Source organism: Methylomonas sp. Uni0011, assembly GCF_056850255.1.
In genome coordinates, this window is sequence record NZ_JBVVNO010000001.1 from 422,414 (window position 1) to 438,096 (window position 15,683).

General features: G+C 57.9%; 15 protein-coding genes. 10 read left to right on the top strand and 5 right to left on the bottom strand.

From position 1 onward, the window contains the following. Nucleotides 1–33: 33 nt before the first annotated feature. Entirely contained in the window at nucleotides 34–1,116 is a 1,083-nt protein-coding gene (amrS, locus tag AC0IM9_RS01880) for an AmmeMemoRadiSam system radical SAM enzyme (RefSeq protein ID WP_482802845.1), read from the bottom strand. Nucleotides 1,117–1,270: 154 nt separating this feature from the next. Between amrS and amrB the strand changes: the two genes are divergently transcribed. The 7 genes from amrB to AC0IM9_RS01915 all read left to right on the top strand — a co-directional run bounded on the left by amrB (nucleotide 1,271) and on the right by AC0IM9_RS01915 (nucleotide 8,586). Beyond that, nucleotides 1,271–2,050 carry an AmmeMemoRadiSam system protein B gene (amrB, locus tag AC0IM9_RS01885; protein ID WP_482802846.1) on the top strand — a complete coding sequence of 260 codons (780 nt, stop codon included), beginning with the start codon at nucleotides 1,271–1,273 and terminating at the stop codon, nucleotides 2,048–2,050. Beyond that, a complete protein-coding gene (gene amrA / locus AC0IM9_RS01890) occupies nucleotides 2,037–2,594 on the top strand; it encodes an AmmeMemoRadiSam system protein A (protein WP_482802847.1) in 558 nt (185 codons plus the stop codon). Before amrB ends, amrA begins: the two co-directional genes overlap by 14 nt. A gap of 177 nt (nucleotides 2,595–2,771) precedes the next feature. Further along, a complete protein-coding gene (gene zwf, locus AC0IM9_RS01895; protein ID WP_482802848.1) occupies nucleotides 2,772–4,238 on the top strand; it encodes a glucose-6-phosphate dehydrogenase in 1,467 nt (488 codons plus the stop codon). A 30-nt stretch (nucleotides 4,239–4,268) separates the two neighbouring features. Further along, complete coding sequence (gene pgl / locus AC0IM9_RS01900) at nucleotides 4,269–4,979, top strand: 6-phosphogluconolactonase (protein WP_482802849.1); 711 nt, start codon at nucleotides 4,269–4,271, stop codon at nucleotides 4,977–4,979. A gap of 45 nt (nucleotides 4,980–5,024) precedes the next feature. Then, entirely contained in the window at nucleotides 5,025–5,954 is a 930-nt protein-coding gene (locus tag AC0IM9_RS01905; protein ID WP_482802850.1) for a class I SAM-dependent methyltransferase, read from the top strand. A 72-nt stretch (nucleotides 5,955–6,026) separates the two neighbouring features. Beyond that, nucleotides 6,027–7,847, top strand: coding sequence for a phosphogluconate dehydratase (gene edd / locus AC0IM9_RS01910; protein ID WP_482802851.1), 1,821 nt, complete (start codon nucleotides 6,027–6,029; stop codon nucleotides 7,845–7,847). 109 nt (nucleotides 7,848–7,956) lie between these two features. Continuing rightward, nucleotides 7,957–8,586, top strand: a complete 630-nt coding sequence (locus AC0IM9_RS01915) for a bifunctional 4-hydroxy-2-oxoglutarate aldolase/2-dehydro-3-deoxy-phosphogluconate aldolase (protein WP_140913302.1) — start codon at nucleotides 7,957–7,959, stop codon at nucleotides 8,584–8,586. A gap of 62 nt (nucleotides 8,587–8,648) precedes the next feature. On the opposite strand, the gene AC0IM9_RS01920 is transcribed toward AC0IM9_RS01915, so the two are convergent. The 4 genes from AC0IM9_RS01920 to AC0IM9_RS01935 all read right to left on the bottom strand — a co-directional run bounded on the left by AC0IM9_RS01920 (nucleotide 8,649) and on the right by AC0IM9_RS01935 (nucleotide 11,830). Next, the gene (locus tag AC0IM9_RS01920; RefSeq protein WP_482802852.1) at nucleotides 8,649–9,077 is read right to left on the bottom strand and encodes a Dabb family protein; all 429 of its coding nucleotides are present in this window, start codon (nucleotides 9,075–9,077) and stop codon (nucleotides 8,649–8,651) included. Nucleotides 9,078–9,112: 35 nt separating this feature from the next. Beyond that, nucleotides 9,113–10,114 carry a M48 family metallopeptidase gene (locus AC0IM9_RS01925; RefSeq protein WP_482802853.1) on the bottom strand — a complete coding sequence of 334 codons (1,002 nt, stop codon included), beginning with the start codon at nucleotides 10,112–10,114 and terminating at the stop codon, nucleotides 9,113–9,115. Beyond that, entirely contained in the window at nucleotides 10,115–11,152 is a 1,038-nt protein-coding gene (locus AC0IM9_RS01930) for a YjgN family protein (protein WP_482802854.1), read from the bottom strand. A gap of 111 nt (nucleotides 11,153–11,263) precedes the next feature. Next, entirely contained in the window at nucleotides 11,264–11,830 is a 567-nt protein-coding gene (locus AC0IM9_RS01935) for a thioredoxin family protein (RefSeq protein WP_445370318.1), read from the bottom strand. Between the two features lie 217 nt (nucleotides 11,831–12,047). On the opposite strand from AC0IM9_RS01935, the gene AC0IM9_RS01940 reads away from it, so the two are divergent. The 3 genes from AC0IM9_RS01940 (at nucleotide 12,048) to rpe (ending at nucleotide 15,504) form a co-directional block, all read left to right on the top strand. Then, nucleotides 12,048–12,350 (top strand): hypothetical protein, encoded by a 303-nt coding sequence (locus AC0IM9_RS01940; RefSeq protein ID WP_482802855.1) that lies wholly within the window; start codon nucleotides 12,048–12,050, stop codon nucleotides 12,348–12,350. Nucleotides 12,351–12,365: 15 nt separating this feature from the next. Beyond that, nucleotides 12,366–14,747 carry a sensor domain-containing protein gene (locus tag AC0IM9_RS01945; RefSeq protein ID WP_482802856.1) on the top strand — a complete coding sequence of 794 codons (2,382 nt, stop codon included), beginning with the start codon at nucleotides 12,366–12,368 and terminating at the stop codon, nucleotides 14,745–14,747. Nucleotides 14,748–14,832: 85 nt separating this feature from the next. Further along, complete coding sequence (gene rpe / locus AC0IM9_RS01950) at nucleotides 14,833–15,504, top strand: ribulose-phosphate 3-epimerase (protein ID WP_140913295.1); 672 nt, start codon at nucleotides 14,833–14,835, stop codon at nucleotides 15,502–15,504. Nucleotides 15,505–15,683 lie beyond the last annotated feature (179 nt).

The following is a 15,683-nucleotide window of genomic DNA, read 5'->3' on the forward strand; positions in this document are numbered from 1 at the left end:
ACCTCTTCGCAAAATCAAGCATAGTCCGAATTTTCAAAAACTTACCGCCCGCCGCTTTGCTCCCCAAGCGCCGGGTTGGGCTTGAAACAGGCCGGCGCAACGCGTACCGCAAAAGCGGCAATTGCCTGCAGCATCCAGGTTCCAGTCCGATAACACGTACCAGTCTCTGCCGATCAATAGTTCGCCACAGTGGTGACAGTAAGTACTCTCCGCTGCCTTGTCGTGCACGTTGCCGACGTAGGCGTAACGCACGCCGTTTTCCAGCGCGATTTTGCGGGCCATCAGCAGCGACGCGGCCGGCGTATGCGGTTTATCCGTCATTTTCCAGTCCGGATGAAAGGCGGTGAAATGCATCGGCACCTCCGGCCCCAGATTCTCGACCACCCACTGCGTCATCGCCTGCAATTCGGCTTCGGAATCGTTTTCGCCCGGAATCAGCAAGGTGGTCAGCTCAAACCAAACCTGAGTTTCCCGCTTCAGATACACCAACGTTTCCAACACCGACTGCAAATGGCCGCCGGTGATTTTGTGGTAAAAATCCTCGGAAAACGCTTTCAGATCGACATTCGCCGCATCCATGTTGCGGTAAAACTCGGCGCGCGGGTCGGCACAAACGTAACCGGCGGTCACCGCCACCGACTTCAACCCGAGTTCACGGCAGGCCTGGGCGGTATCGATAGCATATTCATGAAACACCACGGGATCGTTGTAGGTATAAGCCACGCTGCTGCAGCCCTGCTCCAATGCCGCCTTGGCGATCGCTTCCGGGCTGGCCCGACTCATCAAAGTATCCATTTCCCGCGATTTGCTGATATCCCAGTTCTGGCAAAACTTGCAGGCCAGATTGCAACCGGCGGTGCCGAACGACAGGATAGGCGTACCGGGCAAAAAATGGTTCAGCGGTTTCTTTTCGATCGGGTCGACCGCAAAGCCGCTGGAACGGCCGTAGCTGGTCATGACGATTTTCTGCCCCAGATTCTGCCGGACAAAGCACAAGCCGCGCTGGCCTTCGTGAAGTTTGCAAAAGCGCGGGCACAAATCGCATTGCACTTTGCCGTCGGCCAGGACGTGCCAATAGCGGGTGGCAGCAGTGTCGGAACTGAGTAATGTAGCCATGGTGTTGCTCCTTGAACCTCGCCGAAAAAATCCGGTCGTTACCGATGCAGTTAGCAGTAGAATAACGCCGGAGCAGGCGCGAACTGTAGTTATTTCGACAGCCGCAGCCGGCCCAGGCTTACTGATCGATTACAACTCTAATAAGGATCAGCGCATGAACAGAAAACCAGCGGTCGCCGGCCGCTTCTACCCGGCGCAACCCCAACAACTCCACGCCGAAATCGTCGGCTTTCTGCAGCAGGCCGAACCGGCGGACCAAGTTCCCAAAGCCATTATTGCCCCGCACGCCGGCTATATCTATTCGGGGCCGATCGCGGCCAGCGCTTATGTACGCTTGAAGCCGGCAGCCGGCTCTATCAAGCGCGTGGTATTGATCGGACCCTCGCACCGGGTGGCGTTCCGCGGTCTGGCGGTCAGCAGAACCCACGCTTACACCACGCCGCTCGGTGACGTCCTGGTGGACCGGGCCGCGGTGGAAACTTTATTGCAACTACCGTTTGTCGAATATATCGAGCAGGCTCATACCCTGGAACACAGCCTGGAAGTCCATGTGCCGTTTCTGCAGGAAGTCTTGCGGGACTTCAGCCTGGTGCCGATCGTGGCCGGAGACGCCAGCCCGGACCAAGTCAGTCAAGTGCTGGATCTGCTGTGGGACGGCCCGGAAACCTTGCTGGTGGTCAGCTCCGACCTAAGCCACTACCACCCTTACGCCACCGCGCAACGCATGGACCGCAATACCAGCCAACTGATCGAACAATTGCGCTACCAGGACATCGGCGGCGAGGACGCCTGCGGCAAGGTGGCGGTGAACGGCCTATTAAAATTACTCGAAGAAAAAGGCCTGTCGATCAAAACCATAGACCTGCGCAACTCCGGAGACACCGCCGGCGACAAGCAGCAAGTGGTGGGCTACGGTGCCTATGTCGTTGACTGACGACCAACGCCAACGGCTGTTGGCGCTGGCCCGGCAATCGATTAGCCACGGCCTGGAAACCGGCCGGCCGTCAAGCGTCGATCCGGCGCAGTATCCCGGCGAATTATCCGCCCGCCGCGCCACCTTCGTCACGCTGGAACGCGCCGGCCAGTTGCGCGGTTGTATCGGCATGCTCGAAGCGCAGCGGCCTTTGGCCGAAGACGTGGCCGAAAACGCCTTCGCCGCCGCCTTCCGCGATCCGCGCTTCCCGCCGCTGCGGGACAGCGAGCTGGCCGGACTCGATCTGCATATCTCGGTGCTGGCGCCGGCGGAACCGCTGCCGGTCAAGTCGGAAGCCGACTTGCTGCAGCAGCTTCGCCCCGGCGTGGATGGCTTGATTCTGCAGGAAGGCGGCCGGCGGGCGACGTTTCTACCGGCGGTTTGGGACGACCTGCCCGAACCGGCCCGTTTCCTGACCCACCTGAAACAAAAAGCCGGCCTGCCGGCCGCTTATTGGTCGGACAGCCTGCGATTTTTCCGCTATACCACGGAAAGCTTCGGCTGAGCCGTTCCTCCTGCACAACCCAGTAAAATCAAGGCTTCCAGGCTTTTTTCTTGTTCGAAAAGCTCTTGGAACGGTATAATGGCGGCATTTTCGGCTAATTTCGGCCCGCCGGATTTTGCCACCGTCCGGAACAGCCGCCGGCACCGAACGGATTTCAGCGTATTTGGGTACCATTGAATGAAAAACCACACTTACAAACCCTGCGACTTGGTGATTTACGGCGCGCTGGGTGATTTGTCCAAGCGCAAACTGTTGATTTCGTTATATCGCTTGGAAAAGTCCGAATTACTCGAACCCGACACCCGCATCGTCGGCGTCGACCGGCTCGACGAGACCAGCGAAGGTTTCGTCAAAATCGCCCGCGCCAGTCTCGAGGCGTTTTTGAACAACACCATCAACGAAGAAATCTGGCAACGTTTTTCCAAGCGCCTGTCTTATTTGAAAATAGACCTGACTCAGCCTGAGCAATACCTGCGGCTGAACACCGCCGTGGAGCCGGACAAACGGGTCATGGTCAATTATTTCGCCGTCGCACCGTTTTTGTTCAAAAGCATTTGCCAGGGCCTGCAAAGCTGCGGCGTGTTGACACCGGAATCGCGGATGGTGATGGAAAAGCCGATCGGCCACGATTTGAAGTCGTCAAAAGAAATCAACGACGCCGTCGCCGACGCCTTTCACGAAGACCAGGTCTACCGGATCGACCACTATCTGGGCAAGGAAACCGTGTTGAACCTGTTGGCCTTGCGCTTCGCCAATTCGATTTTCACCACCAACTGGAACCACAATACGATAGACCACATCCAGATCACGGTCGGCGAAGACATCGGCATCGAAGGCCGCTGGGACTATTTCGACAAGACCGGCCAGTTACGCGACATGTTGCAAAACCACCTGTTGCAAATTCTGACCTTCGTCGCGATGGAACCGCCGGCCGACCTGGAAGCGGAAAGCATCCACATGGAAAAAATCAAGGTTCTGAAAGCGCTGCGGCCGATCACGGCGCGCAACGTCGAAGAGAAAACCGTGCGCGGCCAGTACACCGCCGGCTTCATCAAAGGCCAGGCTGTGCCGGGCTATCTGGAAGAGGAAGGCGCCAACAAGGAAAGCACCACCGAAAGTTTTGTCGCGATCCGGGTCGACATCGACAACTGGCGCTGGGCCGGCGTGCCGTTTTATATGCGCACCGGCAAACGCATGCCGAACAAGCGCACCGAGATTGTGGTCAATTTCAAACAGTTGCCGCACAACATCTTTAAAGACAGTTTCCGCGACCTGCCCGCCAACAAACTGGTGATCCACCTGCAACCCAACGAGGGCGTCGAGGTGGTGATGCTGAACAAAGTGCCCGGCATCGACGGCAACATCAAACTGCAGCAAACCAAGCTCGACTTGAGTTTCTCGGAGACCTTCAAGAAAAACAGCATCTTCGGCGGCTACGAAAAACTGATCCTGGAAGCCCTGCGCGGCAATCCGACGCTGTTTTTGAGCCGCGAGGAAATCGAACAGGCCTGGACTTGGGTCGATTCGATCCAGGACGCCTGGGCACACAGCCACAGCGCGCCCAAATCCTATCCGGCCGGCAGCTGGGGCCCGATCGCCTCGGTAGCGCTTTTGGCCCGCGACGGCCGCGCGTGGGAAGAGTAACCATCTAAATCCATCACGAGTACAACGATTATGGTTAGAGAATTTTTTTTCGAACAGCGAAACCACTTGTTCACCGCATTGGTAGCGGAATGCCACGACGTGTTGTCGGAAGCGATCAGCAAGCACGGCCATGCCGTGCTACTGGTTTCCGGCGGCACCACACCGGCGCCGCTGTATGAAGCACTTTCCAAATCCGATCTGAACTGGAAAAAAATCAAAGTCGCGCTGGTCGACGAACGCTGGGTGGACGCTGAGCACAGTGCCAGCAACGAAGCCCTGATCCGCCGCAGCCTGTTGATCAACAACGCTAGAAACGTCGAGTTCGTCGGCATGAAAACCGCCGCCGCGACCGCCGCTGCCGGCCAGGCCGAAACCGAAGGCCGTTACCAGGCCTTACCGCAACCGTTTACATTGAGCATCGTCGGCATGGGCATCGACGGCCACACCGCGTCGTTGTTTCCGCACGCCTCCGGTCTGACCGAGGCGCTGAGCGAAAACAACACCCAACTGACCGCGGCGATCAATGCGGTGCAGAGCGAGGTCACCGGTGCCAATACCGAACGCCTGAGCTTGACCCGCAACGGCCTGCTGAACTCGGAGCGCATCGTGATCCTGTTCACCGGCGAGGACAAACTGGCCGTATTCGGTAAAGCCCAACAGCCCGGCCCGGTGGAAGACATGCCGATCCGGGCGCTGTTGAATCAGGAGCAGGCGCCGGTCGAGTTGTATTGGGCTCCCTGATCCCGGGCTGGCAACATCATAAATAACGCTGAAAAGGAGCCGCTTTTGTACACCGAGAACATTTGCAAAGACATCCTCCTTTTTTCGAAGGCTGTTGCCACCAATCAAATCGCCCGATTCTCGCCTGGCCTTTATGTCCGCCTTACCGGCCAAACCGGGCGCGGCGGCGATGAAGGCAGCTCTGCAGACGTTGCCGGCTATTTTTTCGAGTGCGTGGAAGATTACCGCCGGCAATTGGGTCTGGAACCGGCGGAATTCAAAACGTTTCTGGCCGGCAAGACTATTTTGGAATACGGGCCTGGCGACGTGCTCGGGGTCGCATTGCTGTTATACGCCTACGGCGCGGCACAGGTTCGCTGCGTCGACCGATTTCCGCTGAATAAAATCAATGCCAAAAACGCCGCGATCTATAAAGCCCTCTGCGAGGGCTTGACCGGCGACGAGAAATCCAGGGCGATGGCTGCCTTCAACAGCACCGGAGATCCGGAAAGCGGATTCAGCGCCGGCACCGTCAACTACGCGGTCACCCCAAACGGATTGTCGGGCGAAAGCCTGGCTTACGACTTGATTATTTCCCGGGCGGTGCTGGAACATGTCGACGATATCGATGCCACGTTTGCCGATATTGACGCAGCGTTAAAACCGGACGGAAAATCGATTCACAAGGTCGATCTGAAAAGCCACGGCTTGGACCGTTACCAAGCGTTCGACTTTTTAACCTGGCCGCGACCGCTGTACCGATTGATGTACTCCCACAAAGGCTTCCCTAACCGTTGGCGCGCAAACAAATACGTCGAAGCCGCGGGCAAAGCGGGTCTGGAGATTACGCAGTTGACGCCGATCGACCAGCTCGGCGCCGAGCAGATAGATCGCATCATGCCCAAATTGGCATCGGAGTTCAGGTCGGTGAGCCGCGACTTATTGAGCTGGTTGAGCTTTTGGATCATATTGGAAAAAAAGCCGAATACGCATTAGCCAAACGAACCACCCTAGCATGGGGAACCTTGTTTTCCATGTAGGCCACCAAGTCAAGCATCAGGATAATTTATGCATCCCTCTTTAGAAAAAGTCACCGCAGACGTGGTGAAACGCAGCCGCGAAACTCGTGCGGCTTATCTTGCCCGCATCGACGCCGCCGTCGAAAAAGGCCCGCACCGCGCCAAACTGGCTTGCGGTAACCTGGCCCACGGCTTTGCCGCTTGCGCCAGCGACGAAAAAGACGATCTGGCCGGCGCGCAAAAAGCCAATATTGCAATCATCTCCGCCTACAACGACATGTTGTCGGCCCATGAACCTTACAAGGACTTCCCGAGCCTGATCAAACAAGCCGTGCGCGAAGCCGGCGGCGTGGCGCAATTCGCTGGCGGCGTGCCGGCAATGTGCGACGGCGTCACTCAAGGCCAGCCCGGTATGGAGTTGTCACTGTTCAGCCGCGACGTAATCGCGATGGCGACTGCGATCGGCCTCAGCCACAATATGTTCGACGCCGCCTTATATTTAGGCGTCTGCGACAAAATTGTACCTGGCCTGCTGATCGGCGCCTTGAGCTTCGGCCATTTGCCGGCAGTATTCGTCCCGGCCGGCCCGATGCCGAGCGGCCTGCCTAACAAAGAAAAGGTTCGCATACGCCAGTTGTACGCCGAAGGCAAGGTCGGCCGCAAGGAGTTGCTGGAGTCGGAATCCCAGTCTTACCACAGCCCAGGCACCTGCACTTTCTACGGCACGGCCAACAGCAACCAGATGATGGTCGAAATCATGGGCCTGCATCTGCCCGGCAGTTCCTTTGTCAACCCCTATACGCCGCTACGCGACGAGCTGACCAAAGCGGCCGCTCGGCAAATTTTGAAATTCACCGCGTTGGGTGACGATTTTCGTCCTATCGGCCATGCCATCGACGAAAAAGCCATCATCAACGCCATCATCGGCTTACTGGCCACCGGCGGCTCGACCAACCACACCATCCATCTGATCGCAATCGCCCGCGCCGCCGGCGTCATCATCAACTGGGACGACTTCGACAAATTGTCGAAAATCGTACCGCTACTGGCCAAGATTTACCCGAACGGTTCGGCCGACGTCAACCACTTCCAAGCGGCCGGCGGCATGGGCGTCTTGATAGCCGAATTGCTACGCAACGGCCTGCTGCACGGCGACATTTTGACCATCGGCGACGAACGCGGCATGGGACAATACAGCCGGGAGCCGAAACTGACCGACGGCGGGCTGCATTGGGCGGAGGGCCCTAGTGCCAGCCAAGACGAAACGGTGATCAGCTCGGTAAGCAAACCGTTCCAACCCACCGGCGGCCTCACCGTGATGCACGGCAACCTGGGCCGCGGCGTATCGAAAATTTCCGCGGTCGCCGAGCAACACCAAGTCGTCACTGCTCCGGCGGTGGTATTCGACGATCAGGACGACGTGGTTGCCGCCTTCAAGCGCGGCGAGCTGGAAAAGGACTGCATCGTCGTGCTCCGTTTTCAGGGCCCGAAAGCGAATGGCATGCCGGAACTGCACAAACTGACGCCACCGCTCGGCGTATTGCAGGATAGAGGATTCAAAGTAGCATTGATTACCGACGGCCGCATGTCCGGCGCCTCCGGCAAAGTGCCGTCGGCGATTCACATGTGTCCGGAATGTCTGGACGGCGGCCCGTTGGCCAAGGTTCGCGACGGCGACATCATCGCGCTGAACACGCAGACCGGCGAAGTCAACGTCCAAGTCGATTCGGCCGAATTCGAAGCCCGCACCGTGGCAGCCAATAGCGCCAAAGGCCATCATTTCGGCATGGGCCGGGAATTGTTCGGCGGCTTCCGCGCCCACGCCTCGTCGGCGGAAACCGGAGCCACCAACTTGTTTTACGTGGATTAACAATAACTACAACCCAAGCCCGGCACAGGGAATACTCGATCAAGTCCCTCAGCCGGGCCACCGCGTCCGCCCGCGGGCGCAGCACCGCCAACAGAGAGAAACATAAGCTATGACCGTAACCATCAAACAAGTCATGACCACCTCGCCGGTAATGCCGGTTATGGTGATCAATAATCTGGAAAACGCCGTCCCGCTGGCGAAAGCCCTGGTCGACGGCGGCTTGAAAGTGCTGGAAATAACCTTGCGCACGCCAGTGGCCCTGGACGCGATCCGCCAGATCAAAGCCGAGGTGCCCGGCGCGATCGTCGGCGCCGGTACCATCATCAACGTTCAGACTCTGCACCATGCTCTCGACGCCGGCGCCCAGTTCATCGTCAGCCCCGGCGTCACCGAGAGCCTGTTGGATGCGGCATTGGAGACCAGCGTGCCGTTGCTGCCGGGCGTCATTACGCCAAGCGAAGTGATGCGTTTGCTGGACAAAGGCATCACCGCGATGAAATTCTTCCCGGCCGAAGCCGCCGGCGGCATTCCTATGCTGAAATCGCTCGGCGGCCCGCTACCGCAAGTCACATTCTGCCCGACCGGCGGCGTCAATCCGAAAAACGCGCCGGAGTATTTGGCGCTGAATAACGTGGCCTGTGTGGGCGGCTCTTGGATGGCGCCGGCCGATCTGGTCGACGCCGGCGATTGGGCCGAAATCACTCGCCGCGCCGCAGTGGCTTCGGCTTTAAAACAATAACACCGCAACCACCCGCTCTGATTAATCGCGGAGACCGTTCCGATCACCTTAACCGATAACGGTTAAGGCAGTTTCGGCCAGTCCGGCTCCGCGAACTCGTAAAGCTTGTACTTATCCACCAACGGCCGCAACACTTGCTGGGCGACGCGCAAATATTCCGGGTTTTTCAGAAACTGTTCGTACGCTTGCCGACTCTCGAACACGCCGTAAATCGCCACATCATAACTTTCGTCCAGCGCCGCGTTGGGCCGGCTGCGCTGAACTGCGGCCGGGGTGCCGGCTTCGTAGGCCACTACTCCAGGCAAGCCGGCCAGCGGCCGGCTGGCCTCTATATATTGCCGACGCAATTGGTCATTGCCCGGCTGTTTGAGCCAGACGATCGCCAAATGGTGTAATCGAGCCGTATCCGGTGCGGCCTGCGGTTGCACCGGCTGGGCACAACCGGCCGCGAACCACGCCGCCAGCACAAAGCCGTAGCAGGATTTAATCATTTGCTCACTCTTGATCTTGAAAAATCGGCAGCGACTCATTGACTGCGCAGACGGTTGATGCGCTCTTCGCTACTCGGGTGACTGGATAGATAATCCAAACCGTCGGCAAACTTCCGGTTGTAGTTGCCTTGCCGGGCCGCTTCCAATTTCTGCAGCATATCCGCCAGACGGCCGGGCGGAATGGCGTTGGCCTTTAGCGCATCGGCGGCAAATTGATCGGCATCGCGTTCGAATTCGCGCGAATAGCGGGCTTCCAGCAATAAGGCCGGCGCCGCGGCCAGCACTTGACTGAAATCGCCGACGTACCACGCCAGCGCCAAACCGACCGCGGACGCCTGCAACAACTGCCGCAAGGCATGCCTTCCGGCCACGTGTCCCATCTCGTGAAGCAAAACCGCGACGATCTGTTCGTCATCATCCGCCAATTCGATCAGAGCGTCCAACACAACCACATTGCCGCCCGGCAAGGCAAAGGCATTGGCACCTAATTCCGCACTGGCCCGGAACTCCAATCCGGCCGGCCGGCCGGCCTCATCGGCTAAAACCAAATTCCCGAGCTTGGCATTGATTTGCCCCTGGCGCTCAGGGCTTAACCGGCTGGGTTGCAACAGGTGCCGGTCCAGATCGGCCAGAACCTGCCGGTCCAGGCTCTGGGCCAGCTCGACCGGAATACGTTCCGCCAGCCGTTGCGCGGCATAAGGCAAGCCCCACACGTACCCGGCGCCGGCCACCACCAGAACCAGTAGCAGTGCCAATCCCGACCAGCGCCAACTATTTTCCAACGCAGCCACCCGGCTGTCGGTGCCGGGAAACAACTCGGCAAAGCCGCGGCTATCCGCCACCTCGCAACGAGCACCGTCAGCAAACATTATCACCCGTGGCGTGCTCGCGAGCGGCGGCTGAATCTCCAGGCCCGTCAACACCTCGCGGCGAACCACTTCCTTGCCCTGCAACAACAGTTTATCGCCCTCCAGGCATAACGTGACCGGATGAGCCTTAGCGCTACGGCCGTCGTAATAAACCGCTGCTACCCGCATTTACAAGCCGATATCGAAATCGAACATCTCGGCCATTTCGTCGCCAGCAGCCGAAGCGTTGGCCTGCAGTCCGGCCACGAAATCGTCGATACTGCCGGCCACCAGTACTTGCAGATGTTCGATCCGGTAACGCGCCAGCCTAATATCGGCAAACGGCTTATACAATCCCAGCGTCAGTATCACCAACACGACGTTACTCAACATCAGACCGAGCAACTGGTAAGCGCTGACATTGGCTACGAAACGGTGTTCGCCCAGCGTCGTCGTCGCCCAAACCAGATTCTGCAAACGCGCGGTGACGTAGGGATACGCAAATAACAGCAGCCCCAGATAGGTACCGAACGCCGCCAGCAACAAGCTCATTGCCGTCAACTGGCCTTCTTCCACGGCGAACCAACCGTTGCTTCCCAGCACACTGGTCAATACCGTCAAACCGGCGAACAGAACCACACCCAACATCAGCGTCATCAGGTAAATTCCGTAATACGCGGCGGCCGTCGCCGAAAAACGGAACTCGGCACTGCCGTACGCGCTGTGGTTGCGGGTGTAGGCAGCCATGCGTTGCTGGGCAAACGGCCATAACAAACCCAAGCTGAAACCGGCCAGTAGCGGCCACAGCAAAAACGCCAGATAAGCCGGCCCGGTCTGGCCGCGAAACCCAAAGCGCAAGCCGCGGTAGCTGGTATTGTGCAATCTGAAACGCAGCGACCGCACTAGTAACCAAGGCGCCAAGGCCATGATCAGAATCAGAATCATCGTCGCGGCCGCGGGCGAGAAACCGCTAGTCAGCGTGTACGCGGCGAACAGGGCAAAGGCAATCAGGCGGCCCTTCAAGATGGCTTTGGGGTCGCCGTGATAATCAAAACCGGCTCCGGCCAGACGAGTATGCCGGTAAAAGTACTGGTTGCGCCGCACTTTGGCCCAGGCCGAATAAACCCCGAATGTCACGATACTCAAACAAACGTTGACTATCCAAAGTCGAAAATACTCGCCGCCGCTACCGCTGAAATGCAGCGGCTGAGCCTGTTGTTCTGCCATGGGTGCCTCCCGGTGAAATGATCGGATCAAGCATAGTGCATGTCCTCAAGCTGGCAAAAATATCGGCAGCAAAAGCCGGCGCGCTCCTGGCCTATGGGTAACTCACCGGGCCTATTGCGCCGGCTTCCATTTGATATTGCAACCTATGCTCGGAATCTGTTCGGCACTGACCGGCCGGCCGGCAAGCAGATCGTCCAAGGCGTTGCGCAAATCGGCGCCGGTCACCGGCTCGGCATTCTTTGGCGTCGCCGCATCCAGCCGGCCGCGATAAACGCAGGCCAAATCGGCATCGAACAGATAGATGTCCGGCGTGCAGGCAGCCTGATAAGCCTTGGCCACCGCCTGGGTTTCGTCGTACAGGTAGGCGGCAAACGGATTACCCCACTCGGCCATCATCGCTTTCATCCGGTCCGGCGCATCCTCCGGAAAATTGGCGACATCGTTCGCGCTGATGGCGATGGTTGCGACGCCGGCGTCGGCATAATCGCGGGCGATCGCGATCAGCTGTTGCTTGACGTGCAAAACGTAGGGGCAATGGTTGCAGATGAACATGATCAGCGTCGCCCGCTCGCCGCGTAAATCCTGCAACGCGAATTCGCGACCGGTCACGGTGTCGGGCAAGCGGAAATCGGGAGCGACGGTACCGAGCGGCAACATCGCGGAAGCGGTGGCGGCCATAAGTTCTCCTTGGCGGAAAGACAAAAGCTTGCGATTATAGAACAAGTGCTTGTCCAGGAAACTTTCACAGGCATCGCCCCTTGAGCAATTGGCGCAATCGAGGAGGTATTCTTGGCGTTTTTGCAGAACTAAGACTTTGGAGACTAGCGCGGCCCGGGTTACAGCATCCGGTTAAAATTTCCACGATCCTCATTCTCGACGTTCAAAGAACTATCTCATGGTAAACACCATCTTGTTGGTTAACGAGAGTCCGGCTGAACCCAGCGCGTTCAATTCGTGCTTGACGCGCTTTGGAGCATCGCCGCATCCTGACGCCCGGCGCCTGCTAGAACAAACCCGCCCGACCCAGGACATGCCGGATAAAACGTCGGATATAAAAACCTTCGCAAGCTCTTTTACTCTGGATAATGGCTTGTATCAGAAACTGCTCGGCAACTTGTCGCGGATGTATCCAATAGTCGCGGCAAGCACGCCCCAAACGCAGGGTGCCGTCGTCCTGACCGTCAGAGCCAAAAGCTAATCCAGACTCTAACCGATGCCGCAGACTCTCAAACAACTGAAGCTGATGTTAAACACCATCACCGACGGCGTGATGGTGGTCGACCCGCAAGGCATCGTTCTTTACGCCAATCAAGCCGCCGAGCAACTGCTGGAACGCGGTCCGCTGACCGGCCAGACACTGGCAATCCCGGTGACCATCGACCAAGCCGTTCACCACGATATCAATCTGATCCGACCCAGCGGCATCGCCTGGGCCGAAATGCGTTCCACCCCATTGGAATGGGATGCGGCCCCGGCTTTTGTGATTGCTCTGCGCGACATTACCGCCCGCAAGCAAGCCGAAATCGCGTTACAGGAAAGCGAACTGTTGTTCCACACCTTGTCGAAGATCGCCCCGGTCGGTATTTTTCGTACCGACCGCGATGGAAGCTGCGACTATGTAAACCAGCGCTGGTGCGAAATTTCCGGCCTGAGCCACCATCAGGCGCACGGCAACGGCTGGGCTGCCGCTATTTTCATCGACGATCTGGAGCGCGTCAAAGCCGAGTGGGCCACGTGCATAGCCGCGGCCAAGCCCTTTACCCTGCAATACCGGTTTCAACACCTCGACGGCCAAATCCGCTGGGTGATAGGCCGGGCGGAGCCGGAATTGGACGAGACCGGCAATTTGCTGGGCTACGTCGGCACGATTACCGATATTTCCGAAATCAAAGCCAACGAAGAAACGCTCGGTCAGGCCGCAGCGGTTTTCGAAAGTACCCGCGAGGGCGTCATGGTCACCGACGCCGACCGCCGCATCATGATGGTGAATAAGGCGTTCACCACCATTACCGGATACAGCGCGGAAGAAGTGATCGGCAACAGTCCGCGCCTGCTCAGTTCCGGCCGGCACGATAGCGAGTTTTACCGGGAGATGTGGAGTAGCATCGACACGACCGACCACTGGCAGGGCGAAATCTGGAATCGCCGGAAACACGGTGACATTTATCCGGAGCTATTGAGTATCAGTACCGTGCGGAGTGGAGACGGCGCGGTCAGCCACTATGTCGGCGTGTTTGCCGACATCACCAAACTTAAGGCTTCGGAAAAGGAACTGGAATTTCTGGCCCATCACGACCCGCTGACCAAGCTGCCGAACCGAATGCTGTTTCTGTCTCGCCTGCAGCATACGATCGAAAAAACTCGGCGCCAATCGGCGCAAATGGCGGTGCTAATGCTGGACCTTGACCGTTTCAAGGATGTCAACGACAGCTTCGGCCATTTGGCCGGCGACAATTTGCTGCAAATGGTCGCCCAGCAATTGACTGCACGCCTGCGCAGCTCCGATACCGTATGTCGCCTGGGCGGCGACGAATTTGTGATCTTACTGGAAGACATCGGCCACCCGGAAGCCGCAGCCCACGTCGCCATCCAAATCATCAAGACCTTGAGCCAAACCTGGCGTCTGCCCGGTGGCAACGAGGTGCGCATCGGCGTCAGCGTCGGAATTTCGCTGTTTCCGGAGCACGGTACCAGCCCGGACGAGTTGATCCAGCACGCCGACACCGCACTCTACCAAGCTAAAAACGAAGGCCGCAACCGGTTCAAGTACTTTTCCGAAGCATTGACCCGCGCCGCCCGCGAACGTATCGATATCGAAATCCGCCTGCGCCAAGCGGTAGAGCACGGCGAATTACGGGTATTTTTCCAACCGCAAATCGATGTCGAATCCGGCGAGATTCTCGCCGCGGAGGCGCTGGTGCGTTGGCTGACCGTAGCGGGAGACTTGATTTCACCGGCTCACTTCATTCCGATCGCCGAAGAATCCGGATTAATCACTGTGATCGGCAATTGGGTGTTACGCGAGACTTGCCGTCAAGGCCGGGAATGGTTGGACGCCGGCTTGCCTCCGTTGCGGTTGGCGGTCAATCTGTCGCCGCAACAATTCCTGCACAGCGATATCCGCAGTGTGGTCACCAAAACCTTACAGGAAACCGGCTTCCCGGCTCATCTGCTGGAACTGGAATTGACGGAAAGCGCGTTGATGAAGCGTGAAAAGGAGGCGATCCAAATTCTGCACAATTTACACGATTTAGGGGTGCACCTGGCGATCGACGATTTCGGTACCGGTTATTCGTCGCTGGCCAATCTGAAATCGCTGCCGCTGGACGTGTTGAAGATCGACCGGAGTTTTATCGAGGATATTCCGCACCATAGCGACGACATGGAAATCACCGCGACAATCATCGCCATGGCCAAAAACCTGCGCATGCGGGTCATCGCCGAGGGCGTCGAGACTGCCGAGCAGCTGGCGTTTTTAAAAAGTCGGCAATGCGATTTATACCAAGGATTTTTGACCAGCGCCCCACTGAGTGCGGCGGAATTTGCGGCATTTTTAGCCACATACCGCCAGGAACGGCTGGAAACGGCATCATAGTCGGCCGCTGCCCATCCCGGTTTTAGCCAAACTGCGGAAAAAAGTTATAATGCCGCTTTTTAACCCGACCTATAAGGATCAAAAGATGGCTGACAATCTGATTGCACCTTCCATTCTTTCCGCAGACTTCGCGCGCTTGGGCGAAGAAGTCGTTAATGTTTTAAATGCCGGTGCGGATATCGTGCATTTCGATGTGATGGACAACCATTTTGTGCCTAATTTGACTATCGGTCCGCTGGTCTGCGAAGCGCTGCGCAAGCACGGCGTCACCGCGCCGATCGACGTCCATTTGATGGTCGAACCGGTCGACCGCATCATTCCGGATTTCGCCAAAGCCGGCGCCAGTTACATTACCTTCCATCCGGAAGCCTCGCGCCACATCGACCGCAGCCTGCAAATGATCCGCGACCACGGCTGCAAATCCGGTCTGGTGTTCAACCCGGCCACACCGTTGTCTTTTCTGGACCACGTGCTGGATAAATGCGACATGATCCTGTTGATGTCGGTCAACCCCGGCTTCGGCGGCCAATCCTTCATTCCGTCGGCGCTGGACAAGCTGCGTCAGGTCAGAAAGATCATTGACGACAGCGGCTTCGATATTCGCCTGGAGATCGACGGCGGCGTTAAAGTGGACAACATCCGCGAGATCAAAGAAGCCGGCGCCGATACTTTCGTCGCGGGTTCCGCGATCTTCGGCAAACCGGACTACAAAGCCGTGATCGACGAAATGCGCGCGGAATTGGCCAAAGCCAAATAAGCTTGATCGGCAGGCCGCTCCGAAATCCGATAGGAGCGGCTTTAGCGAACGCTTTTCGCTACCCTCGCCTGCCGCCGATGCGGGCTGAATCTGAACCTGTTCGACTTAAGCATTGCTGGCACCGATATTGCTTCAGTTAGGCAGAGTCATTACCGCATGCTCGGTTTTACCGGTATGTT